Genomic DNA, 22,246 nt, shown 5'->3' with positions numbered 1-22,246 from the left:
GCAGCTTGACGTTATTCGATAGACCTTCGCTCAGAATCGACTCATGTGCAATTTTGAAGGCTTCATTGTTGTTATATAGCGCAATATTATGTGATCCAAATTTCATGAGCAACAACTCCAAAAAGGCAGTTGAACTTAATTTTAATAAACACTTTCTTCAAATTATAGCACTGCAAAACCTGTTTAAACGCAGACTTGTTTGGGGAAATTGTGAAGAGGCCTTCTGCGAAAGGTATTTGTCGGTTCTATGTAGAAGATCAAACGTATTGAAGATTTGAAGATGATATCTTACATGTTCTTGGGAAAAGTAATGGTTACAGTTGTTCCCATCATATATCTTGACCTGACGTCTATTGTCCCGTTTATAAGATTTAGAGCGTGCTTGACGAGAGATAGCCCCAATCCAAGTCCAGACGACCCCGATGTCCTGGCGTTGCTAGCTCGATAGAATCTTTCGAATATTCTGGGAAGTTCGTCACTCTTAATGCCTATTCCATCATCCTTCACAGAGATGTAGATATTGGATTCGTCTTCACGAGAAACCACTTCAATTTTATCCCCGACACTTGAATACTTGACAGCATTCGAGATGAGGTTGGATATTACTCTGAAGAGGAGCATCGAGTCCACAGCGGCATAAGTATCCGGAGACACAGTTGTGATGATCTCGAGTCTCTTTCGATTCCATTTGGCTTGAAGATCGCCTATGGCTTCATCTACAAGTTCTCTTAGATTCACTGTTTCAACTTTCACTCTGTAGTTCTGCAGTTCGAGGTTAGATAGTATACCAAGCTCTTCGACGAGTCTTGAAAGTCTTCCCGTTGATCTGGATATTCTATCGATTGTCTCAGAGACATCGTTGGGAAGTTCACTGTTCCTATCCATCAGTAGTTGCACGTAGCCGTTTATGACGGCCAGAGGTGTTGAGAATTCATGAACGATTGAATTTACGAAATCCATCTTGGCACTCTCGAACAGCTTCTCGCTTGTGATATTTCTGGCAATAATGTATGGTGGAGAGACCTTTATTCTCAAAAAGTGAGTTATCTCATCTCTTACGAACAAAGTATCGGTAGTATAATGAAGTCCTGAGATCAGACTGTCGACGATCTTCGAAATACCTTGAACATGCAGAGCGTCCGGGAGAGCCAGTCCTTCAATTTCGCCCAGCATCTTTTGCGCAAACGAGTTCGCGTATGATACCACAAGGCCCTCATCGACTATCATAATCCCCTCGTCGAGCTCATCAAGAAGCAGTTGGTTCACTTCTGTTCTCCAAGAACAAACTTGTAGCCAACGCCTCTCACTGTTTTTATAAACCCTTCTCCAACCTTCTCTCTCAGTTTGCTTATGTGAACATCCACGGTTCTGAAGTCTCCAAAGAAGTCAATCCCCCATACTTTGTCGAGCAACTCTTCTCTTGTGAAGACTCTCCCGGGGTTCTCTGCAAGCAACTTCAGCAATTCGAATTCTCGCCTCGTTAGCTCTTCTGACTTTCCATTTCTGGTTACTGTATACGATTTTAGATTCACTATCGCATCGCCTATCGTCAACATTTCGTCAAGAGTGCCAGAAATCTCGCTTCTTCTCATTACGGCTTTAATTCTTGCTACCAAAGCTCTTGGGTTAAAAGGTTTGGTGACATAATCATCTGCGCCGAGCTCAAGTCCGAGAATCATGTCGAGGTCGGACTTTCTTGCGGTCAAGAATATTATCGAAATTCTGGAATACTTCATTCGGATCTTCTTGACCAGGTCAAGACCATTTGCGTCCGGCAGCATGATGTCGAGAAGTATGACGTCTGGTTTTCCCGCGCGCAGTGCAGCCCAAAGCTCTTCTGCATTTGCGGCGGCTGAAGTCTCAATGCTTTCACTCTCACAAGCAGTTCTGACAATATTCAGAATATCGAGATCGTCATCAACAATCAATACCTTCAACGTCGCATTTCCTCCTTAAGACTCTCACCCTTTTCTATGTAGTAGATCTCTTCAGCGATATTCGTTGCATGGTCGCCGGCTCTTTCCAGAAATCTTGATACTAGCAACAGGTCAAGAAGCTGATCAATTGCGCCGGAGTCAGACATGCTTATTAGCTTGTCTCTCACTTCCCTCTTGATATAGAGATAGTATTCGTCAACCTTACTGTCTTCAGTCCAAACTCCCTTGGCGGCTTCCGTATCCTTGTCATAATAAGCGTCAATTACCTCTTCCAGCATCTTTTCTACCACGGCGGTCATCTTCTTTATGTGAATGAGGGGCTTGACCAGAGTCTGGTTCTCGTACCTAACTGCAACTTCAGCAATATTTACAGCAAGATCGCCTATTCTTTCTAAATCAGTAGCCAATTTCATCATCGTCAGAACATACCTGAGGTCTTCTGCCAGAGGTTGAAATCGGCCAATGTAATTGCAGATTTCCGTATCCATTTTTCTCTGCAAGTCATCAATGACTTCATCGTTTTCGATAACAGTTCTTGCAAGGTCGCCATCAAGTCTATCCAGCGCATCGATGGCTTTCTGAATACTGGATCTTACGTTCTCCATCATGTCTGAAAGCATTGATTTGAGCCTGTTAAATCCCGCTTCAAGATGTCTTTGTCTCTCTGGTGTCATCAGAACCAACTCCCGTCAACTAAAGATTCCTCTCAGATAGTCGCTTGTCCTTTGATCGTTGGGGTTTGAGGTAATCTTTTCCGTCGTATCAAACTCAACCAACTCTCCAACATAAAAGAACATAACAAAATCCGAGATCCTCAGCGCCTGCTGCAAATTGTGGGTCACTATAACAATAGTATACTTCTCAGAGAGTTCTTCTATTAACGTTTCTATTCTCTGAGTAGCAATAGGGTCAAGAGCGCTCGTCGGCTCGTCCAACAAGAGGACGTCGGGTTCTACAGAAAGAGCCCTTGCTATGCAGAGTCTTTGCTGCTGACCTCCCGACAGATTTGTTGCGTTCTTCTTCAGTTCATCTTTGACTTCGTCCCATAGAGCAGCTTGCTTTAGCGACTTCTCGGTTATTTCGCGCAGAACTTGGCGGTTCTTAATGCCGTGAATTCTAGGGCCGTAAGTGACGTTTTCCTGTATTGTCTTCGGAAAGGGATTTGGCTTCTGGAATACCATTCCGATATGCTTCCTGAGTAATACAGGATCCATATCTAGAATTTCATCGTCCAGGAGCTTGACAGAACCGGTATGCCTGTATGAAGGAATTAAGTCATTCATTCGGTTTAGAACTCTCAGAAAGGTCGATTTTCCACAACCTGACGGACCTACTACTGCAGTAACCTTTCTCTGAGGTATTTCACAAGTAACTCCTTTAATTGCATGCTTCTCGCCATAGAAGACATTTAGGTTTTTTATTTTGAATATTGATTCAGTCATCTCATCCCTCCATCTTCCGAGATTCCCTTCTTCTTCTCATTGCAACCGACATGAACAGTGCAACAACGATGATCAAGAGAACTGACACACTTCCCTCCAACTTCGGAGTTACATTGTCAGGATATATCGCCGATAGCACGAAAATATGTGTAGGAAGAGCCATTGCCGGTTCAAGAGGACTAGAAGGATTTCTGGTTATATAGAATGCAGCTCCTGTGAAAAGCAACGGTGCTGTCTCACCAATTATTCTTCCAATTGCTATGATCACTCCGGTAAGTATTCTTGAAGAGGATGCCGGAATAACAATTTTGAAGGTTGTTTCAGATTTGTTGGCACCCAAGGCCATCGATGCTTCTCTATATGATTTCGGAACTGCCACAAGACTCTCATGAGTATTGGAGATTATATACGGAAGGGACATAATTCCGAGCGTCAGGCCTCCTGCAATGACTGAAGTTCCGAATCCAAATGTGATTGAGAAGAGTGACAAACCGAACATTCCAAAAACGACTGAAGGTATGCCTGCAAGAATATTGTTTGCTGTAAGTACTAGACGCTGCAAACGATTCTCTTTACTATATTCACTGAGGTATACTGCTGCGAGAATCCCGGTGGGTACCGAGAAAAGAAGGGCTATCGATAGGAAATAAGCGGTCCCCAGTATTGATGGCCAGATCCCCCCCTCAGTCATTGAGTTTTTTGGAAATGTAGTCAGAAACTCCAGGTTTATATCATCTAGGCCAGATAGTATAAGGAACCCCACGATTAGGAGAATTATGGTCACAAGAAGATAGGATATGATTCCGAGGACTATCTTCGCAATTCGATCCATTATCATTTTCTCATTCCTCTCTTCAAGCGCATTGCTGTAACTGTGAAGATAAGAGATATCGTCAGAAGGACTACTCCTATCATGAAAAGGGCGAAATAATGAGTACTTGCCAGCTCCACTTCTCCCATTTCGCCTGCTATTGCCGCTGTTAGCGGTCTTACCGGATCGAAGATTGATTGTGGAATCATGGTTGCGCCCCCCGCAATCATTAAGACCACCATAGTCTCTCCAATTATTCTATTTGTTCCAAGAATGACTGCGTTGAGAATTCCACTTCTGGCTTGGGGAATGAGCACCCTGAAGAGAGTTGAGGTCATGTTAGCGCCGAGTGCCAGCGAGGCCTCTTTCTGATCTACTGGGACGGCTTTCAAAGCATCTTCTATCAGAGTTACGAAATAAGGCATTGCAAGAACGGAAAGCATCAAAGAGGCGTTCAAGATGTTCAGTCCGGCCCATACTTTCATCGGGAATAGTTCCATCAACCATTTGGAGATGTACTTCAAACCGAAACTTCCCAGTACAACTGAAGGTATTCCTGCCGTAAGCTCAAAAACGTACTTCAGGAAATCGTGAGTCTTCCTGTTACTGAACTCTGCAAGGAAAATTGCGGATATGAAGCCCAATGGAATAGAAATAAGCAAGGTAAGCCCTGTGACCGCAAGTGTTCCTGATAGGAGAGCGAGGATGCCAAACTCGGCATCCTCATATGTTGGGTACCAGCGAGTACTTAGGAAGAAGTCTTTTAAAGATATCTTTCCAAAGACTTTGACCCCGTCAGATATTAGAAAGAAGAATATTCCGAACAGAATAACCATTGTCAGTAGGGCAGCGCCCGTTACCAACACTCTTGAGAAAAGGTCGATTCTCTTCCTACTCAACTCGCTTCACGTTCCTACTCTATGCCGTAAGCGTTTACATAGCCCACACTGAGAACCGCCGACTGTCCTTCCGGAGAGAGGGCAAATCTCAGAAATTCACCTATGATACCTGTAGGCAACCCATCGGTTGCGTCAACAAACATAAATAGCGGTCTTGAAATTGGGTATGTGCCGGCGTTTACGTTAGCCACCGTCGGTTCAATATTCTCTACTGTAAGGGCTTTGACGTCTTCAGTAATATATCCCATTCCTATATAACCAATGGCATAGCGATTTTGCATAACCTGTTCAACTTCGGCTCTCGTCGATGCAAGCTGCTGAACCTGCGGCGCTAACTTTTCGCCCTTCATTACGTGCTCAACGAAGTACTCAAATGTTCCCGATGCGTTGTCTCTGGATAGGGGTACTATTCGCACTTTCGGCAAAGAAGAATCGATTTGATTCCATGTGGTCACCTTTCCCGAGTAAATATCGTAAAGCTGTTGAACAGTAATGTTTTCAATCTCAAGAGACTTGTTGACAACAATTGCGATCCCATCGTAAGCTACAATAAAGGGGATGAAGTACTTACCGTCTTGATTCATCTGCTCGATCTCCGAGCTCTTGATCCATCTACTGGAATTTGCGATGTCCGTCTGCCCGTTGAATAGAGCTTTTATACCGGTTGAAGACCCCGCACCCTCAATCGATATTTCCACATCTGGATTGACTTCTTTGTAAGCCTCGGCCCATAACTGGGCGACAGGATACACAGTGTTGGAGCCCTTAATAACTAGTGTAGAACCGATTGCCGTTCCAACCAACATGATTAAGATAACTGCAACGCCAAAACTCTTCATAGCCACACCTCCTAAAGTTTTTTCCACATTTCGTTTATACACGGAAGGTGTTATTGGGGTTTTATTCTACTATTAGGAGTTTCGCTGACTGTTGAAGACCAATACGGGAGACAATTACAGAGGTATCAACCTAATGCTCTGGAAACAACCCTTGAGAATCAATCATCTTTAAACCTCATCAAAAGACAGTCAAAGATGATCGGCAGGCGGTATTACCTGAAACTGAAGAATATTAAATTCAGTGAATTCCCTTAAAGTAGAGTTAATGGCGGCTTGAAATGTAGAAACTATCCAGTATCAAACCAGTTGCTGTCTTTGCGTATACAGTCATTCCATCTAGAGTGTAGTTGAACAGCATATAGTGGTGTGCTTCTGCGGAGGCTATCAAACCGTCACCTGAACCGATGTCATACAGCGGAGCTCCGCCTCCGGCAGTAATGATGTAGGTAACGCCGTTTCTCTCGATTCTCTGATATCCGTGATCATGACCATTTAGAACCAGATCCACTTTGTAGCTTTCGAATACAGGAACCAGGTATTGTTTCAAGTAAGCATGATCGCCATGCGTTCCGTAACTGTAGGGAGGATGATGGAAGTAAACAATCACGAATGCGGGGTTCTTTTCTTCAGCTTCTTCGAGTTGTGTCAGAAGCCACGCATGTTGCTGAGAGTATTTGTCAAATGCTTCATTTGTGTTTAGACATACAAAGAAAATATCTCCATACCAGAAGCTGTAATACCTCTTATTTCCGGGGAAAGCAAAGAATCTGGTGTAATTTGCTGCTTCTGATTCATGATTTCCAATAGCACTGTAGAAAACAGAATCTGATAAAACTTCGGCAACTTCAAAGAAACTAATCCACTCTTCGATAAGATCGTCTCCGTTAACGATATCTCCCGTGTGAACAACGAGTGGAACATTTTCATCTGCAATTGCTTGAGCAATTTCTAGATGACCACTCTTGTTGCTCCTGCTGTCTCCGTAGGCTGCGAAGCTAAACGGCGTCTTATTGAGAGGAGCTGTTGTAAGGATACCGCCACTCCTGTAGATTACTCCGCCTTCTTTCTCACTTTTTACGGTATATGCGTAACTCATTCCAGGTTGAAGACCGGATACTCTGAATCTATGAAGGGTTACCTCTTGTTCTGAGAATATCGACTCATTGGAGCCATCGTAGACGATTAGGTAAGAGTTAGAAGGCACTTCGGTGAACCAGTTAACTGTTACTCCTTCTTGAGAAACATCGTTCAAGTATACCGAAAATGTCTGAGCGAAGATCAGTAAGAATAGGGAAAAGGTAACAATGTATTTTTTCAATGCAATCAACTCCTTTGATCAATTGTAGACCTCAAGCTTCCATCTGTTCATTATTAATTATAACGGAAAAACCATGTTGTATCTAACCGCTGACTTTTCTGCGAGTCCCTTTAAACACTAGATTACAGTGTGCAATTTGACCTTCCGAAGAGCTAAAGATCATCATGGAACTGTGATTGGTTACATCGTGATATAATCTCAGAGCGGGGGTGAGAACTATGGAATTATACAGTAGTGAGAGTGAACCGCCACTTTGATCTGTCTCGCCCATTGAAACCTCCTTCTATTTGACAAGAGCTAACGGCATTACTAGAAGAGGAGGGATTGATGTGCGGGAGATTCTAATTTCTGAAAACGGGAAAATGAATATCGTGGGAGCACCAGTGGAAGGCTGCTGGATAAATGTGGTTGCTCCTGATAGTGGTGATATTGCTTTTCTGAAGAGCCTTGAAATCGATGAAGATTTTGTTTTCGATGCTCTGGACCAGGAAGAGAGAGCAAGATTTGAGCAAGATGAAGAGTTGATTTACGTAATCACAAAACTCCCATATCTTGACTCAGGCGATGAGACAGTTCCGTATAAGACAATGACGCTCGGAATAGCCATGAAATCTGGCTATTTTGTCACAATAAGCGGTTTCGAAAGCGCTATTGTTTCCGATGTGATTGAAGGTCGTGTAAGAGATATATCTACTAAGAAGCGTAATCGTTTTCTTCTAAGAATCTTCGATAGGGCAACGGTTTATTACCTTAGGTATCTGAAGGAAATCCGAAGACTGTCAAATGAAGTCGAATCAGAGTTGCACAGATCAACCAGGAATCAAGAACTTGTGGCAATGTTGAATCTCGAAAAGTCTTTGGTATTCTTTACTACTTCTCTTAGGTCAAACGAGTTGATGTTTGAAAAGCTGAAGAGAGCCAACATTCTGACTTTATACGAGGAGGACGAAGAGCTGTTTGAGGATATTTCCATTGAGAACAGACAGGCTATAGAGATGGCGAATATTTACAGCGACATTCTGGCGGGAATGATGGATGCCTTCGCGTCCGTTATTTCCAACAACCTCAACGTTGTAATGAAGATACTGACAATAGTGACTTTGTCTCTTCAGATTCCAACGCTGGTTGCATCGGTATACGGAATGAATGTCGAACTTCCTTTCATGAACAACAGCTCTATCTTCTACTGGTCAATGGGTCTCTCGGGAGTTGTGGCGTTTCTTGTTGCCATAATACTCTTCAAAATTAGATGGTTTAAGTAGTAGAGCGTAGAGACTTAAGGAGGAAGATCTGAGTCAATGAAGTCAACAGTAATACGGGGGGAATTAGCGCAACTGGTAGGAATAGTCCCAAGACTGCATAGAAGAGAGCCATGCCGGTAGATATTAATAGCGTGACTCTCTTTTTTTGTCCGGAGAGTCTGAATATTTTGTCGTAATAGTGATCTCTATCGCCTGCGAAAGGTGATTTCTTTGCAATAGATCTTCTCAGGAAGCCCACGAAAAGGTCAAGAACTACGGGCCAGCAAATAGCTGCAACTCGAACGAAATTCTGACTGCCCCAAGACTGTATGAGTAACGTTCCCACGAAAGTTCCGGCGATGTATGATCCCTGGTCCCCCATAAAAAGCCTTGCAGGCGGATAATTAAAGATCATGTATCCGGCATAAGCGCCAGCGACTGCAAGAGACATAAGAGGCACAAACCCCGTGAAGAAGGCGAAGACCCCGAAAACAATCATATTAGTTGAGCAAATTCCATCAAGTCCATCCACCATATTATAGGCGTTAACCGTTCCTGCAAAGATGATTGAGAGTATTATCGAATCGACTGTTGAGAAGCCGTAGATTACGAATGCAACGGAGAATCCGACAAGAACATCCACTGCCAGTCTGATCTTTGGAGATATGCCTTTTAGGTCGTCCGCAAAGCCCAGAGTCCACATGATAATTATTGCGGGGAAGAACTCGGGACTCTGAATTAGCCATGGAACGAGCGCAAGTAGAATTGCAGTTCCACCCATATAGCTAATAGGTTTTTCGTGGGGTTTTAGAGTACCTGCTGGCCTGTCCACCAGATCTAGCTTAATGCCAACTCTCCGAAAAAGGAAACATAGTATGGCCGAGAGAACGAGAGCGTAGACAAAAGCCATCATCAGTTGTATTCCAAAGCCTTTTCAATAGTGTGGGCAACGAACTGCTGTTCTTCTTCAGACAGATTATTGAAGAAAGGAATGGCAACCGTTCTTTCTGCAAGCTCTTCAGTTACGGGAAACATGCCATTCTTGAAACCGAACTTTGTCTTATAAAAGGGTTGAAGGTGGATAGGTCTAAAATAGTCTCGGCACTGAACACCATGGTCATTGAGATATTTCATGAAGTCGCATCTCTCTATCTTTTCATCAAGCCTTATGACATATACGAACCAGCCGATACTTGTAGCGTAGTCTGCCACAAAGGGAGTCTCAACCCCATCAATCTTTGAAAGCAATTTCTCGTATCTGTCTGCAACTCTTTGCCTCTTTGCTAGAATTTCATCAATCCTTTTCATCTGCTCTATGCCCAGTGCTGCAGACATCTCGTCCATCCGATAATTGTAGCCCAACCTCACGTGTTCAAGCCATTTTTCTGATGTGCCTCTTCCCTGATTCCTCATGCTTTTCGATAATTCGGCAATCTTGTCGTCGTCAGTGACAATTATTCCACCCTCTCCTGTCGTGATTTGCTTGTTCGGGTAGAATGCAAATGCACCTGCGAGACCGAAAGTGCCGGTTCTTCGCCCCATGAAGGAGCTCCCCAGCGCCTCACAAGAATCCTCTATTATTTTTACACCGTGTCTATTACAGACACCTTCTATCCCGTCCCATTCGAGTGGATGACCGAAAATATCGACCGCCATGAAGACATCAGGAATGAAGGGTCCTAACTCAATTTGACCTGTATTCAAACCGTTTTTCGAATAGTAGCCAAGGGCATCTTCCAAAGTCTCCGGAGATATGTTATATGTTGCTTCATCGATATCTGCGAATACAGGAACGGCACCTTCGTATATTGCAACATTGGCTGAGGACACAAAAGTGAATGAACTTGTGATCATCGTCTGACCCTGTTTCAAGTCGAGAGAGCGAACTATAAGATGAAGGGCGCTTGTTCCGCTGTTAACTGCAACTGCATGTTCGACCCCGACATATTCCGCAAATCTCTCTTCGAACTCCGCAACCTTGGGGCCGATAGATAGGATTCCACTACTCATTAGATCGGTCACAGCGATGATTTCTTTTTCAGTCACGTCGGGTTTGGAAAGGGGAATGAACATCATTTCACCTCCTGGGGAGATTTGGAGAAGAGAGAGAGTAGAAGACCTAACATAAATGACCACAGTGCGGCCAGACCTACCTGAAAATCCTTCGGCAATACGAATGTAAGTGTGTGGGCAGGTATCCAGAACCACGCCAAAGACAACAGAGCTTTGTCAAGGTTCTTCCAGTTCTTTGTTTGAAGAACAAGATTATCAAGTGACCTATGAAAAATGACTAAGAAAACTCCAAATTGAAGATTCATCGATAGAGAGCGGGTGATTGCATTTAGGAGTATGCTTTCTACAAAGACTTGTGGCAGGACTCTATTTATCACCATAGAAGATACGAATCCTTCGTAACCGATGAATGCAATCTTTATGAAGATTGCCAGGAAAGCCCATTCTAGCGCCTTCAAAACCATTACGGAAGCAGAGAGATTTGCCTTAGAACCTGCAATCTTTACGCTGACATAGTCGCCTAGAGTTCCGAGAATTGAGAACTGAATCATTGCAGAAACAAAGGGGAAATCTCTGACAAATTCCACATACCATCTCATCGAAAATCACACCCGGCGCTTATCTTAACTGTGGCATCATCAACTATTTCGGCCGTGATTTTGTTCAGTTCTTCAAAATCGTTGTTATCAACTGCTGTCCTAAGGCGACCGGCTATAGAAAGTAAGGACCTTTCATCCATTGCTTCCTTTGTCTTTAAGCGAAAAATCTTTGGATGTTTCGTCTGAACAAATTCTTCGTTCGTAAGAACAAGTTCCTCGAATAATTTCTCACCCGGTCGAACTCCCGTGTACTTTATTTCGATTTCTTGCTGCGGTACGTATCCTGCCAATGTGATCATCTCGTTTGCAAGAGAAGAGATCTTGACTGGTTCTCCCATATCCAGCACGAAAACATCTCCACCTCCGGAGTAGGCTCCTGCCTGAAGCACAAGCGACACAGCTTCTGGGATAGTCATAAAATATCTTGTCATTCTGGGATCAGTCACTGTAACGGGACCGCCCGACTGAATTTGCTTCTTGAAAAGAGGGATCACGCTCCCACGGCTCCCCAGAACGTTTCCAAATCTCACTATGCCGAATTTTGTTTTGCTCCTCGATGAAATCGATCTGACGAACTCTTCTGCGATTCTCTTCGAAACTCCCATAACCGAACTTGGCTTCACTGCCTTATCCGTTGAGATAATGACCATAGTCTCGACGCCAAATTCGCTCGCCAGACCTGCAATGTTGTAAGTACCAATCGAATTCACCCGAAATGCCTCAGTTGGATTTTCCTCCATCAGAGGTACATGCTTGTGAGCGGCGGCGTGGAAGACAACTTCGGGTTTCATCGTCTCGAATATATACCTCATTCTCGATGAATCGGCGACATCGCAGATCAGTTGACACAGGTTGAGGTCAGGGAACATTGTGCCTATCTCCTGCCTTATCTCATAGATACTGTTTTCTCCCTTTCCAGCTAGCAGGAGTCTCCTGGGTTCGAGAGGGGCAATCTGACGACACAGCTCACTCCCAATGCTTCCTCCGGCACCGGTAATCAGCACGGTTCTTCCAATTATGTAGTCCTTTAGTGAACCCAAATCTATTTGAACACTCTCCCTTCCAAGGAGGTCTTCAATGTTTATCTCTCTCAAATATCCCAGTTTGGCCTTGCCGTCCATTATCTCTGTTATGCTTGGAAGAGTCTGGACTTTTACTTTTTCCACATCGATGCTTGAGAAGATCCTCCTAAGAGTGGCGGCATCGGCAGAGGGGATCGCGATAATCACCTTTCCGACTCCCATCTTGTCAACCAAATCCATAATTTCACTTGTATTGCCAAGTACGGGAACTCCGCGAATTCTCTTTCGAAGCTTTCGAGGCGAATCATCTATGAAACCAACAACAAATCCGTGTTCTGGATGACGAGACAATTCCTCGGCTATTGAAGTTCCGGCGTCACCTGCCCCAACTATGAAGACTCTCTCTGCAGAAGAGACAATCTGATGGTTCCTGCTCAGGATACTCAGCCAGAGAATTCTTGACCATATTATGAGAAATACCGAGATGATGGCTGCCATAGTAGATACTGTGAAGGGTACTGTAAGAAACTTTACATTAAACAGATTTAGAAGTCTCCCCGCAGCAAATCCGATCGCATAACCAAATGCAACTGCCCTGAGTATGATGAAATAATCTCTGAAGTAACTGTAACTCCAGGCTATTCTGTATACTCCATTTAGGATGAGAGAAGCGATAATAAAAATACTAAAATATATCCCGTTACCGAAAAATTGAGGTTCATCCAGGGTGAAGATTCCGTATCTGAAGTACATACCCAATATGTATGCAAAGTATACTATCGCTGAATCAAGAATCAGAAGCATTAGGTTTCTTCTGAAGCTGGATAGTTCGCCGAGTTTTATCAAACTCCTCACCTCATGGAGATTCTAGCACACAAGGTGGTATGTTAGAAGCTTATCAGCTTTCTGAGGCTGTTTTGGACCAGTTTCTAAAAGTCAGTTCACAATGAATCTATCATCTTGATTTGCGACACTTATGGCAGCCTCGGCAGATTTCTCTTTATCTTTTATTTCGAGCATTATGTCGAAATCATAGGGGCGACTCTTCATCAAAAAAGAGTTAAAATGGTCCAAATCGATAGTCTGGGCATGCCTTCCTTTTCGCGATCCTTTTTCTTGAGTGCTGTAGTCGACAATCGGGATGCCGTCTTCTTTAGTCCATGTTGACCGGGACAAATGAAGGGAATCAGCGAAATCTATTCCCCCATCAAGAATCGAATGATGGAAGACATCAAGAAGTATTGGGATGTTTGTCGCATCATGAATCGACATGCAGTCTGCAAGTGAGTAAAGTCTCTCATCATTCTCAATTACCAGCCTAACTCTTATGTCGCTTGAAAGTTCTTTGTACTCATCAACGAATCTACTGACAGCCGCCCTTTTCTCTCCGTATACTCCACCTACATGAATCTGGATTTTTGCACTTCTGTCAAGATTCATGAGATCCAAAACCTTGGCATGATACTTAAGTTCTGCGATGCTGTTATCTACAACCTCGCGCTTAGGTGAATTGAGCAAGACGAATTGATCGGGATGCATCGACACTCTCATGTTGCATCCTCTTATCTTCTTCCCAATTCTTCCAAAGTCATTCCTGAAGAATTCTCCCCAGTCTGTTCTGCAGATTGGATGAGAAGCGAACGGAACGAGATCCGAGGTAATCCTGAAAAAAAGAATATTATTTGCTTTGTTGTAATCGATTATTCTCTCAAGACATGCAAGATTAGCTGCAACTGTTTCTATCAGTCTTCTTTCGCTGTAGGATGCTAATCTGAAGGTTCTTGCCGAGCTGCAGTCAAGAGTCGTATTCATGCAAGGATAACCAATTTTCATATGTGACCTCCTATATATGTATTTTATCCGAAGTCCTGTAGGAAGAATGTATAATTAGTTAAATATCGATTGAGAGGTGAGATTCATTGAGGGTTAAGAAGCAGCAATCTTTCCCAACTATAAGAGTAGTCATTGCAGCCTTCTTTGTACTTTCGGTTTTCCTTCTTGTTCTTTACTTTTTTCAGTCTGGGAAGGTGAAGAGTCTTGAAACAAGAATAGCCAACCTCGAAAGGCATCAAACGGCACTTGAGCTGGAACTTAGTGCAGTTACCGGTGTTCAGCGAACTATGGAAGTAAATCTCTATTACTACAACGAGCTTCTCGACAGAGTTATGAATGGCGAAGTCCTATGCGATACTGAAGCTGTTATACCTGTTGGGCGAACGATCCCTAGTTCCCAGTCACCCATTAACGATGTTATACGGTTGCTAATAAGAGGAGAGTTGACAAAGGCCGAGGAAGATCTAGGGTTCAGAACAGAATTCCCCGGGAGGGAGCTTCAGTTTCTAGGGGCCAGACTTGAAGACGGGGTTCTTCATCTGAAATTCTCAGACCCGTCTGGGTTTACTTCGGGTGGATCATGCAGAGTGAATCTTTTGAGAGCCCAGATAGAAAAAACGGCCCTCCAGTTTGAAATGGTTGAAAGCGTTGTGCTTGAACCAGAAGATATTTTCCATCCTTAATGTTTGGTCACTTAAAAAGGCAGTTTACTTCAAGGTAATGTCCAAGGCAATTGACTTTAACAAATATCCGTGTTATAATATCTACTAAGACATCCGAAATGGATGTCTTCTTTCTTAATAAGGGATAAGTTTGCGCTTCTTGCTCATTCAGAGAAAGATCAAGAGAATCAGGGCCGCACTTAGAATGCCTGCAATCCCCAGACCGTACATTTCCCATTTAGCGAGCCCAGTCAAATAGTGAAATTCTCTAATTCCTCTAATCCATTTTGGAATAGAAGCTATTTGAGAAGCAGTGAACTTCTCTTTTTTGCCGAAAGTTATCCAGACTCTTCCTGGGTCCTTTGCCTCAATCTCGATCGAATACAAGCCATCTTTTGTAAGGGCAGAGTCGTGTCTAACGTAAAGATATGAGAAAGTGTCTCCAAAAAACTCGTACATTATCTCGGGTTCGATGCTCTCTAGCAGGAAGCTTTCATATGCGTTCCCGTCGGGATCATATACAGTAAGCTCAGGTCGAAAAGTCTTAGTGCTCTCCATGCCCTCAATTTCCTTTGGGACTCCGAAAAGCATACGAAATTGCATCCCAATTGAGCCTTCGAACGTGATCACAATTCTTTCTCCTTCTGAGAGAATGTAGTAGAAGATCTGAGACAGATCTATGTCTCTTACAAGGTATGCACCATTCACAAAGTCGTCCGACGATAGAAAGGTTGGGATATGAGCGAACGTCGAAGCCGCAAAGATTATTATCATGGAGAAGAAGATAGCTGTCTTTTTCATAAAGGCCTCCTAATCCTAATTGGAATCAATATAAATAGTCTATCAGTTAGTCTGTCTTTTTTTGATCTTTTGTAGATAGTAGAAGTTGTACTCAAGTAATCAACAACAGAATCAGAAAGGATGGTCATCCCTCTGAAAGGAGGTGAAAGAAGTTCTTCATGAATTCCAAATCATTTTGAGATATTTGGCATCGATTTCCTTTGATCATTTGTAAGTTTAGAACTCGCAAATACGGAAATAATAAGTGTCATTTTGTACGGTCAGTTTGCTGCTGAATCAGCTAGATCACTCTTTCAAAGGAGAGTATCTCAAGAGAGTGCTCTCTCGTAAGATCTCATTGCTCTGGAATCCATTTCGATCTCTCCGATTTGATTGTCAAATGGATCGTGTCTGTAGAACTTCTTCGCCGGTATCAGCGGTGACATGAAGGCGGAATTTGAAATCATTCTGAATGCGTCCAGGTTGCCAAAATAGAACTCCTTGTAAGCCGGAATGTCTTTCCTCGAGCCCCCGAATGAGCAGTCCACGGGTATCCAGCCGAAGGGCTCCAGCCAGATCAGGGCCCAATCGTGAGAGCTTGCTCCCCTGGGAGCTGCAAACCATCCAGACTGCCACCTTGCCGGAATGCCCTTGATTCTGCAAAGCGTTATGAATAAGAGAGCTTTCACTCCGCAGTCTCCTCTAAGTTTAATGGCGGCGAATTCAGAGAGGTTTGGATAAAGGGCATATTCGCTCATGAAAGTATACTTGACGTTTTCGCATATCCAGTTGTAAAAACTCTTTGCTATGAAATAGGCATTTGTCTCACCCCCGGCGATCTCCTTTGCCAGAGATTTCATTAGGGGTGAGAAGACAATATGTGGAGCCCTTTCACCTAAAAAGCTTTGAAATCTTTCGCCGTCGGGTTCGGTACATTCATAGGGGTTAACTGAAGACGAGATTTCCGAAATCTCGTATTCGAAATCGACACTGAACAATGTGTCATGCTTCGAATCTGCCTCCATATACACGGTTCTTTGGGGATAGGCATCAGGCGACAAGAAATAGCTGTGACTTGTCTTGATAATTCTGGTCGACGACACTTGATCACCAATTCTGGACACCGGAAGCCAGCAGCGAAAGAAACTACCCTCAGAACTTCCGACTGCGATCGACGACCTTGCATTGATCTTATACTTAGCAGGTCGTCTGTCTCTTATTAGCCTGTCTATCTCTCTGTGAAGAGAGGCTCTGGTTTCTTCTCTGTCGGTATCTTGCTTTTTCAATCTCTTTCTGTATTCGGGCATTACAAAGAGAAGGTTTTTGTCGAATCTTCTTTCGAAACGTTCTTCGCCATCGAAGACAACTGAATCAAGCTCCTTCGCAGCGCTTAGGGAATCAAACTCCTCTCTTGAGAAATCTAGGAAAATGTCTGAGAGAATTTCATAAGCTTTCGCTGATGTGTACGGGTAATTGTCTTTAAGCCTTAGAATTCTCTCTTTTTCCCACAAGAGCCTCTTTTTCACTAATGAGGGAAGATACTCTTCGAGTTGATGATCAATCTCCTTTAAAGCGCCCCTGTAATCTCCAGTTGATTCGAAATAACTAATCTTTTCCGGAAGCTGTGCCGCCAGAAATTCCATCTCATCCCCTCCCTGCCCGATTCTAATCTGACTCAAGTCGATTATAGCAGCAGGAGAGATTCAGAAAAAAGGCGGCCTCTTCTTCGAGGCCGCTATTCTTTTGAGATATAAGGGGTGGAATTTTCTCCACTGAATTGAGTGCAGCAAAACTATGCCAAAATCACCAGCTGTATCCTTCTTCTTTTCGAGCAGTTCTAAAAAGTCCTTATAGTAGGCTTAGCAGAACTGCCGACGACTATTCTGCCTACAATACTTTCCCGTACCCAGAAACCGGACCATAAGACCAAAACTGTTCAACCAGCAATTTGGGGCAAGAGAAGATGGAGAATTATGAATAAGAAACATGAGTTCTTTGCCATATAATCTGAGTTATGGCGATGGTTTTTTCTGCGTTTGATAGTGAGAAGTGCTGATCAACAATAACTTAGGAGTTCAGGAGGTGCAATAATGGCTGAAATCGCTCTAAACAAGACTGTTGCGGATTTCTCGTTGCCCGACCAAAATGGGAAAGAGGTGTCTCTATCGGAATTTTCCGGCAAACGAGTCGTGCTGTATTTCTATCCCAAAGATAATACCTCTGGGTGCACTCTCGAGGCAGAAAGTTTTAGGGATCTGAAGGACGAATTTGCGGAGAAGAACACAGTTATCATAGGAGTTAGCAAAGATCCTCAGAAATCGCATGCGGGCTTCTCACTAAAGCTTGATCTGAACTTTTCTATTTTGAGCGATAAGAACGGAGAGATTCATCAGATGTTCGATGTAATTAAGCCGAAAAAGATGTATGGGCGCGAATACTTGGGGACTGAGAGATCCACATTTATCATTGATGAGAACGGAGTCTTAGTCAAAGAGTACAGAGGTGTCAAAGCAAAAGGCCATGCACAAGAAGTTCTGGAATTTATAAGCAATCTGCAGTGATCTAGAGAGCAAACTTATAGCACACTTTTGTCCACGCTTTCTCAAATCCCTCTTCGATATAGAGAGAAAGGGCTTTTTCGTTTTCTGCGTTTACTGAAAGGGTGCTTTCGAGGCCCAAATCAAGAGAAAGAAGCAATGCCTTTCTTAACAAGAGCCTTCCATAGCCCTGTCCCTGAAAACTAGGCAAAACTGCCAAAGGACCTATCTCCAGAAGTCCATCCTCATTTACCTCCGAGCAGAGCAGACCAATTGGTTCATTAACTCTTATCATAAGCTGTATGCCAGAGCTCGGGACGTTACTACTCAAGAGAGAACTTCTCAACCATTCTTGATTGATATCCAGATGGCCGGCTATTTCAGCGAAAGCCGAGTTGATTATGTTGCAGTAGATCTCTCCGTGAGTCTCAAGATCGAAATCTATGAAATGGATTTCCTCGGGCATTTCTAAAGAAACTCTCTCTTGCTTTCTCTTCAAGATAAAAGAGTACCTTTCCAAAGAGAAACCGATTTCCTCGAGGATACTCTGAATAGGTTGCTCAGGTGAGACAAATAGATAGACCTCGTCGATTTCTGATGTCATACCTTTTATGGCATTTAGTAGAGATCTGTAGACTTCCACTTGTGAAGTCACCGAATGAAAGATCATGAATCTTCCCTTTCTCGCCTTTCTGTAGTGATCTTCAAGAATTAGCGAAGCTGCTCCGACGAGACTTCCGTCTTCCCTCGAAATCATTATAGAAGGATGATCCTCATCGGCAACGAACTCATCTGATGGAAGATAGGAAGAATCGTGTTCAGGGCCAAACGCCCGGCAGTACTCGATGAACACTCTCAAATCTGAATTTTCTATCTTCTTAATCAACGGAGACCTCCTGGGCGAAATGTTACACAAGAATTCTACACAAAAAAGCAGAGGAATCGGGTCACATCTGCACTTCCTTCAATGTAATTGAATTTCATCTTAAGAGGCTGTTTTCGAACCAAATTGCTTTTGCTACCTCGCAAGTGATGTTTTCCGATCCCAGTAAATGTGTTACGTTAAGGTTCAACCCCATCAGTGCACAATTAAAGGAGAGGCAAAACAAGAAGTGTATAATTATTATACACGGAACGTCAGTAACTTGAGGTGGTGATTCTATGGGTTTTGCTGTCAGGAGAAGCAAGAGGCCCAGAATAGGACATATTAGAAATAATTTCATAAGAGCGTCGGTTCTCTTTGCAATAGTAACACCTGCGTCAATTTACGGCATTGCGGCTTTTCTTGGTGCTGGAGAGAGGCTTAGCGGTTTTGGATGGCTTTTGGTAGTTTTGATAGCCTTCTGGGTATTGGTAGGAGCAATCTGGATACTATCCCTGAAGGCCTATATGGAGGTTCGTAAGCAAATCGGGAGGAAATGGAACGCTTTCAGAAGCAGAAACCTTAGGCCAGCGGGAATGATTTTCAACAGATCTCAGGTTAGTCCCATAAGAATGAAATCAACCTGACTTCCGCTTGCTCATAAACCATTCATATAGTTCCGGATCAGAGTAAGTTTCTGTCCATGAATCGTGACCGGCTTCAGGATATATCTTGAGCATAGGATTTCCACCGGCATCTTTCAGCGTTCTTATAAGTATCCTGCTTTCTTCGGCTGAGACTATGTTGTCTTTTCCGCCATGGAAGGCCCAAATAGGCAAATCCTTGATTTCAAGTACTCTCTCCGGGAAGCCCAGTATTCCAAGGCCACCCCCGCAAACTGGAGCTATTGCCGCAAAGAGATCGGGATACTCTACAGCCATGTGCCATGTTCCAAACCCACCCATTGAGAGTCCGGTGAGGTACATCTTTGAAGAGTCAACTCTATACTGTTTTACGACAGTGTCCAGCAGGAATTTCAGATCTTGAAGTCTGTTAAGCCACCAATCATTCTCCGGACATTGTGGCGAGATCGTTATGAAGGGAAAGTCGGCCATTTCACTCACGATCCTGGGTATTCCGTGTTTCCTGAGCAATTGGAGATTGTCGCCTCTCTCGCCGGCTCCATGAAGGAAAAGTATCAGAGGCCAGTCGGCTTCTTCAGAGGTGTATTGCAGAGGGAGGGATAGCAAGTAGTCTAGCCGTCTGTTAAGCGAGTAAGCAATTCTTGATGAATGGAGTTCCATAAATGCACCTCCTAACAGTCTTCATTCTACAGCATAGCATTAGGAACTGAGAATTCCTTGATCCATTCATAGTGCGTAGCCATATTTTAGGACGGCAAATAAGTGATGCTTTTAGACCAAGTCCGCTTCATCAAACGCCGGTTCGCGGGTTCCTTATAGAGTCCGCCGAGCTCTTGGTCATTGTTGGCGAAGTACGTCTTCCCACAAAACAATATCTTGGCTCCCCTTTCTGAATTATCAATGATTCTTCTTCTAGATTTGAAGATGCCAAGTGGCTTCGTGAAAGTGTTTGCAGGACTTCCCGCCTGTAATGAACTTCTCATGATCAGCAGAGTTCGGAATAATCCTCAACCTTCTCTTGCCCTGAAGACTAACTGTCCTGCCAGAAACGTCTCTTCTACTTCCAGTTCTCTGTTAAGTAGAACAAGATCAGCAACGAATCCCTCTTTGAATCTGCCTCTATTGGATACTCCGAGGTTTTGAAGAGCGTTATATGAAGTTACTTTAGCAAGTTCTTGAAGACTGCAGTCAGTCCAGTTGCGGAAATTTCTTGCAGCCTTCTCCATAGTGAGAGTGCTTCCTGCAAGAGTTCCATCTTCAAGTGTTGCCATGTCGCCTTTGACTTCCACTTTTAAACCCCCGAGATCATACATTCCATCACTTAGACCGGTAGCATCAAGAGAGTCAGTGACCAAGATAATTGATTCGCTGCCACGTATTTTGTGGACCATTTGGACAAACTCTGGCGCCGTGTGAATTCCATCTACTATCATCTCCAGCTTCAAAGGTAACAGGAAAGCTGCCCCGACACAACCGATCTCTCTGTGGTGAAGAGCATTCATACCGTTAGGAAAGTGAGTCATCCTTCTGCAACCAGACTCATAAGCTTCTCTGATCTGAAGATAAGTAGCATCTGTGTGCCCTATCGAGACAATTATCTCATTCTTCAGAATTTCGGGGAGGACCTCTTGAAAGCCCTCGATCTCCGGAGCCATAGTAATCAGTACTACGATATCGGAAAGCACTGATCTCAGCTCGCTAATCGTTCCTGGTCTGATTACTGCGGGATTCTGAGCCCCTTTCTTCTTAGCGTTAATAAACGGGCCCTCGTAGTGCACTCCTCGGACGGCTGTTCTGGGTCTTTCACTAACATAGGATGAGACTAGGTCAGTCACTTTTCTCATTTCATTTGAATCTGCAGACACCGTCGTGGGTATTAGAGAAGTTACACCATGAGCTTCAGCAAATCTCTCCCACTTTTCTAGATCTGCTTTAGTCATCGTCATGCAGTTAATTCCAATCGCACCATGTGAATGTGTATCGACAAAGCCAGGCATAGCTATTGAGCTGAATTCTCCTCCGGTTTTTGCAATTGATTCGATCTTTGTTCCAGATATTCTGATATTTGCCGTGTATTCCCCATCTACTGGATCAACAACAAGAACCCTTTCCAGTTCCATTCATGTCATCTCCTTTCATGACTCAATTATTACATCTACTAGGAGGTATCTGGGCAATCTGTGAGAAAAACAGATACGCCGAGGCAGCTGGTAGGTGTGTGCCAAGAAATGGGTTGTCCGGCGATTGTAACCTTTCGCCGAGGAGAGAGTCTGTTCTTCGTTATTTGTCAAGACAAGAACAAAGAGCAGGCTGCTGAAACAAGTTAAGATATGTGGCGTTGTCGCAATAACCAAAGGCTGTCATCTGCAGAGCCTATACTGAAATGACACCCGTTCAGGGGTTTTGCACAAGATCTCGCGGTTCTTTGCCGGAGAAGCGGCACTCGCCGAAGGCGAGACTGGCCAGGGGGAGCCTGTCTGGCTTCTCTATCTCTCTTTTTCTTGTGCGAAGCTCTTGACTTGTCTTATCTAAGTAAAGAGATGCTGAATCGAGTTCTGAGGGTGACGCTTTGTCTGGAGTCTAGGGTCTCGGATGTGGTGAAGAGGAGACAATTTTCTGCGGTCATCCCGTGCACCAAACGAGTTTGGAACAATGTTCTCGAACTTCTCTCTCTTCTTCCATGCTCCTGGCGTGTAACATAAGCATCAGCCTCACTTCCTGCCGGAGGCAGTATCACTTCTGGTTCCGTTTGAGAACGGCGGAACGCTAACAGCTAACGGTTTCACCCTGATCTTGGTGGAACAGAT

21 protein-coding genes and 1 pseudogene are annotated in these 22,246 nt (G+C 43.8%); 4 read left to right on the top strand and 18 right to left on the bottom strand.

The annotated features are described in order from the left end of the window. Positions 1-288: 288 nt before the first annotated feature. The 8 genes from ENN47_06570 to ENN47_06535 form a co-directional block, all read right to left on the bottom strand. Positions 289-1,266, bottom strand: a complete 978-nt coding sequence (locus tag ENN47_06570; protein ID HDP77833.1) for a histidine kinase — start codon at positions 1,264-1,266, stop codon at positions 289-291. After that, positions 1,263-1,937, bottom strand: coding sequence for a response regulator transcription factor (locus ENN47_06565; GenBank protein HDP77832.1), 675 nt, complete (start codon positions 1,935-1,937; stop codon positions 1,263-1,265). The genes ENN47_06570 and ENN47_06565 overlap by 4 nt, the downstream gene beginning before the upstream one ends. Next, entirely contained in the window at positions 1,934-2,611 is a 678-nt protein-coding gene (gene phoU / locus ENN47_06560) for a phosphate signaling complex protein PhoU (protein HDP77831.1), read from the bottom strand. The genes ENN47_06565 and phoU overlap by 4 nt, the downstream gene beginning before the upstream one ends. 15 nt (positions 2,612-2,626) lie before the next feature. Further along, positions 2,627-3,379, bottom strand: coding sequence for a phosphate ABC transporter ATP-binding protein (pstB, locus tag ENN47_06555; protein ID HDP77830.1), 753 nt, complete (start codon positions 3,377-3,379; stop codon positions 2,627-2,629). Between the two features lies 1 nt (position 3,380). Then, entirely contained in the window at positions 3,381-4,217 is an 837-nt protein-coding gene (pstA, locus tag ENN47_06550; protein HDP77829.1) for a phosphate ABC transporter permease PstA, read from the bottom strand. Continuing rightward, positions 4,214-5,089, bottom strand: coding sequence for a phosphate ABC transporter permease subunit PstC (pstC, locus tag ENN47_06545; GenBank protein ID HDP77828.1), 876 nt, complete (start codon positions 5,087-5,089; stop codon positions 4,214-4,216). The genes pstA and pstC overlap by 4 nt, the downstream gene beginning before the upstream one ends. 14 nt (positions 5,090-5,103) lie before the next feature. Then, positions 5,104-5,928 (bottom strand): PstS family phosphate ABC transporter substrate-binding protein, encoded by an 825-nt coding sequence (locus ENN47_06540; GenBank protein HDP77827.1) that lies wholly within the window; start codon positions 5,926-5,928, stop codon positions 5,104-5,106. Between the two features lie 262 nt (positions 5,929-6,190). Further along, on the bottom strand, positions 6,191-7,246 hold the full coding sequence (locus tag ENN47_06535) for a metallophosphoesterase (GenBank protein HDP77826.1): 1,056 nt from the start codon (positions 7,244-7,246) through the stop codon (positions 6,191-6,193). A gap of 329 nt (positions 7,247-7,575) precedes the next feature. Here ENN47_06535 and ENN47_06530 point away from each other — a divergent pair, with 329 nt between their 5' ends. Beyond that, positions 7,576-8,508, top strand: a complete 933-nt coding sequence (locus ENN47_06530; protein ID HDP77825.1) for a magnesium transporter CorA family protein — start codon at positions 7,576-7,578, stop codon at positions 8,506-8,508. On the opposite strand, the gene ENN47_06525 is transcribed toward ENN47_06530, so the two are convergent. The 5 genes from ENN47_06525 to uvsE form a co-directional block, all read right to left on the bottom strand. Further along, positions 8,501-9,400: an undecaprenyl/decaprenyl-phosphate alpha-N-acetylglucosaminyl 1-phosphate transferase gene (locus ENN47_06525; protein ID HDP77824.1), complete on the bottom strand. Its 900-nt coding sequence runs from the start codon at positions 9,398-9,400 to the stop codon at positions 8,501-8,503. The two genes, ENN47_06530 and ENN47_06525, sit on opposite strands and share 8 nt — an antisense overlap. Further along, positions 9,400-10,560 carry a DegT/DnrJ/EryC1/StrS family aminotransferase gene (locus ENN47_06520; protein ID HDP77823.1) on the bottom strand — a complete coding sequence of 387 codons (1,161 nt, stop codon included), beginning with the start codon at positions 10,558-10,560 and terminating at the stop codon, positions 9,400-9,402. The genes ENN47_06525 and ENN47_06520 overlap by 1 nt, the downstream gene beginning before the upstream one ends. Next, positions 10,560-11,099, bottom strand: a complete 540-nt coding sequence (locus ENN47_06515; protein HDP77822.1) for a hypothetical protein — start codon at positions 11,097-11,099, stop codon at positions 10,560-10,562. Before ENN47_06515 ends, ENN47_06520 begins: the two co-directional genes overlap by 1 nt. Then, complete coding sequence (locus ENN47_06510; protein HDP77821.1) at positions 11,096-12,967, bottom strand: polysaccharide biosynthesis protein; 1,872 nt, start codon at positions 12,965-12,967, stop codon at positions 11,096-11,098. The genes ENN47_06515 and ENN47_06510 overlap by 4 nt, the downstream gene beginning before the upstream one ends. 90 nt (positions 12,968-13,057) lie before the next feature. Then, on the bottom strand, positions 13,058-13,954 hold the full coding sequence (uvsE, locus tag ENN47_06505; protein ID HDP77820.1) for a UV DNA damage repair endonuclease UvsE: 897 nt from the start codon (positions 13,952-13,954) through the stop codon (positions 13,058-13,060). An 86-nt stretch (positions 13,955-14,040) separates the two neighbouring features. Between uvsE and ENN47_06500 the strand changes: the two genes are divergently transcribed. Continuing rightward, the gene (locus ENN47_06500; protein HDP77819.1) at positions 14,041-14,637 is read left to right on the top strand and encodes a hypothetical protein; all 597 of its coding nucleotides are present in this window, start codon (positions 14,041-14,043) and stop codon (positions 14,635-14,637) included. A 147-nt stretch (positions 14,638-14,784) separates the two neighbouring features. On the opposite strand, the gene ENN47_06495 is transcribed toward ENN47_06500, so the two are convergent. Further along, positions 14,785-15,417, bottom strand: coding sequence for a hypothetical protein (locus tag ENN47_06495; GenBank protein HDP77818.1), 633 nt, complete (start codon positions 15,415-15,417; stop codon positions 14,785-14,787). A gap of 280 nt (positions 15,418-15,697) precedes the next feature. Beyond that, positions 15,698-17,039: pseudogene (locus ENN47_06490) on the bottom strand (transglutaminase domain-containing protein). Between the two features lie 447 nt (positions 17,040-17,486). On the opposite strand from ENN47_06490, the gene ENN47_06485 reads away from it, so the two are divergent. Continuing rightward, positions 17,487-17,957 (top strand): peroxiredoxin, encoded by a 471-nt coding sequence (locus tag ENN47_06485; GenBank protein HDP77817.1) that lies wholly within the window; start codon positions 17,487-17,489, stop codon positions 17,955-17,957. Position 17,958: 1 nt separating this feature from the next. On the opposite strand, the gene ENN47_06480 is transcribed toward ENN47_06485, so the two are convergent. Beyond that, positions 17,959-18,819: a GNAT family N-acetyltransferase gene (locus ENN47_06480; protein ID HDP77816.1), complete on the bottom strand. Its 861-nt coding sequence runs from the start codon at positions 18,817-18,819 to the stop codon at positions 17,959-17,961. 275 nt (positions 18,820-19,094) lie between these two features. Here ENN47_06480 and ENN47_06475 point away from each other — a divergent pair, with 275 nt between their 5' ends. After that, positions 19,095-19,442: a hypothetical protein gene (locus ENN47_06475; protein ID HDP77815.1), complete on the top strand. Its 348-nt coding sequence runs from the start codon at positions 19,095-19,097 to the stop codon at positions 19,440-19,442. On the opposite strand, the gene ENN47_06470 is transcribed toward ENN47_06475, so the two are convergent. Beyond that, positions 19,434-20,099, bottom strand: coding sequence for a phospholipase (locus ENN47_06470; protein ID HDP77814.1), 666 nt, complete (start codon positions 20,097-20,099; stop codon positions 19,434-19,436). The genes ENN47_06475 and ENN47_06470 overlap by 9 nt on opposite strands. A gap of 347 nt (positions 20,100-20,446) precedes the next feature. Then, complete coding sequence (gene nagA, locus ENN47_06465; GenBank protein ID HDP77813.1) at positions 20,447-21,559, bottom strand: N-acetylglucosamine-6-phosphate deacetylase; 1,113 nt, start codon at positions 21,557-21,559, stop codon at positions 20,447-20,449. Positions 21,560-22,246: the final 687 nt, after the last annotated feature.

It is taken from the genome of Mesotoga infera (genome assembly GCA_011045915.1).
GTDB lineage: Bacteria > Thermotogota > Thermotogae > Petrotogales > Kosmotogaceae > Mesotoga > Mesotoga infera_D.
The sequence above is the reverse complement of the archived record's forward strand: the minus strand, read 5'-3'. Positions and strand labels throughout refer to the sequence as shown.

Coding starts and splice junctions, on each gene's coding strand:
- phoU (HDP77831.1), bottom strand. CDS start 2,611: ATGACACCAGAGAGACAAAGACATCTTGAAGCGGGATTTAACAGGCTC.
- pstB (HDP77830.1), bottom strand. CDS start 3,379: ATGACTGAATCAATATTCAAAATAAAAAACCTAAATGTCTTCTATGGC.
- pstA (HDP77829.1), bottom strand. CDS start 4,217: ATGATAATGGATCGAATTGCGAAGATAGTCCTCGGAATCATATCCTAT.
- ENN47_06540 (HDP77827.1), bottom strand. CDS start 5,928: ATGAAGAGTTTTGGCGTTGCAGTTATCTTAATCATGTTGGTTGGAACG.
- ENN47_06525 (HDP77824.1), bottom strand. CDS start 9,400: ATGATGGCTTTTGTCTACGCTCTCGTTCTCTCGGCCATACTATGTTTC.
- ENN47_06520 (HDP77823.1), bottom strand. CDS start 10,560: ATGTTCATTCCCCTTTCCAAACCCGACGTGACTGAAAAAGAAATCATC.
- ENN47_06515 (HDP77822.1), bottom strand. CDS start 11,099: ATGAGATGGTATGTGGAATTTGTCAGAGATTTCCCCTTTGTTTCTGCA.
- uvsE (HDP77820.1), bottom strand. CDS start 13,954: ATGAAAATTGGTTATCCTTGCATGAATACGACTCTTGACTGCAGCTCG.
- ENN47_06495 (HDP77818.1), bottom strand. CDS start 15,417: ATGAAAAAGACAGCTATCTTCTTCTCCATGATAATAATCTTTGCGGCT.
- ENN47_06485 (HDP77817.1), top strand. CDS start 17,487: ATGGCTGAAATCGCTCTAAACAAGACTGTTGCGGATTTCTCGTTGCCC.
- ENN47_06475 (HDP77815.1), top strand. CDS start 19,095: ATGGGTTTTGCTGTCAGGAGAAGCAAGAGGCCCAGAATAGGACATATT.
- ENN47_06470 (HDP77814.1), bottom strand. CDS start 20,099: ATGGAACTCCATTCATCAAGAATTGCTTACTCGCTTAACAGACGGCTA.
- nagA (HDP77813.1), bottom strand. CDS start 21,559: ATGGAACTGGAAAGGGTTCTTGTTGTTGATCCAGTAGATGGGGAATAC.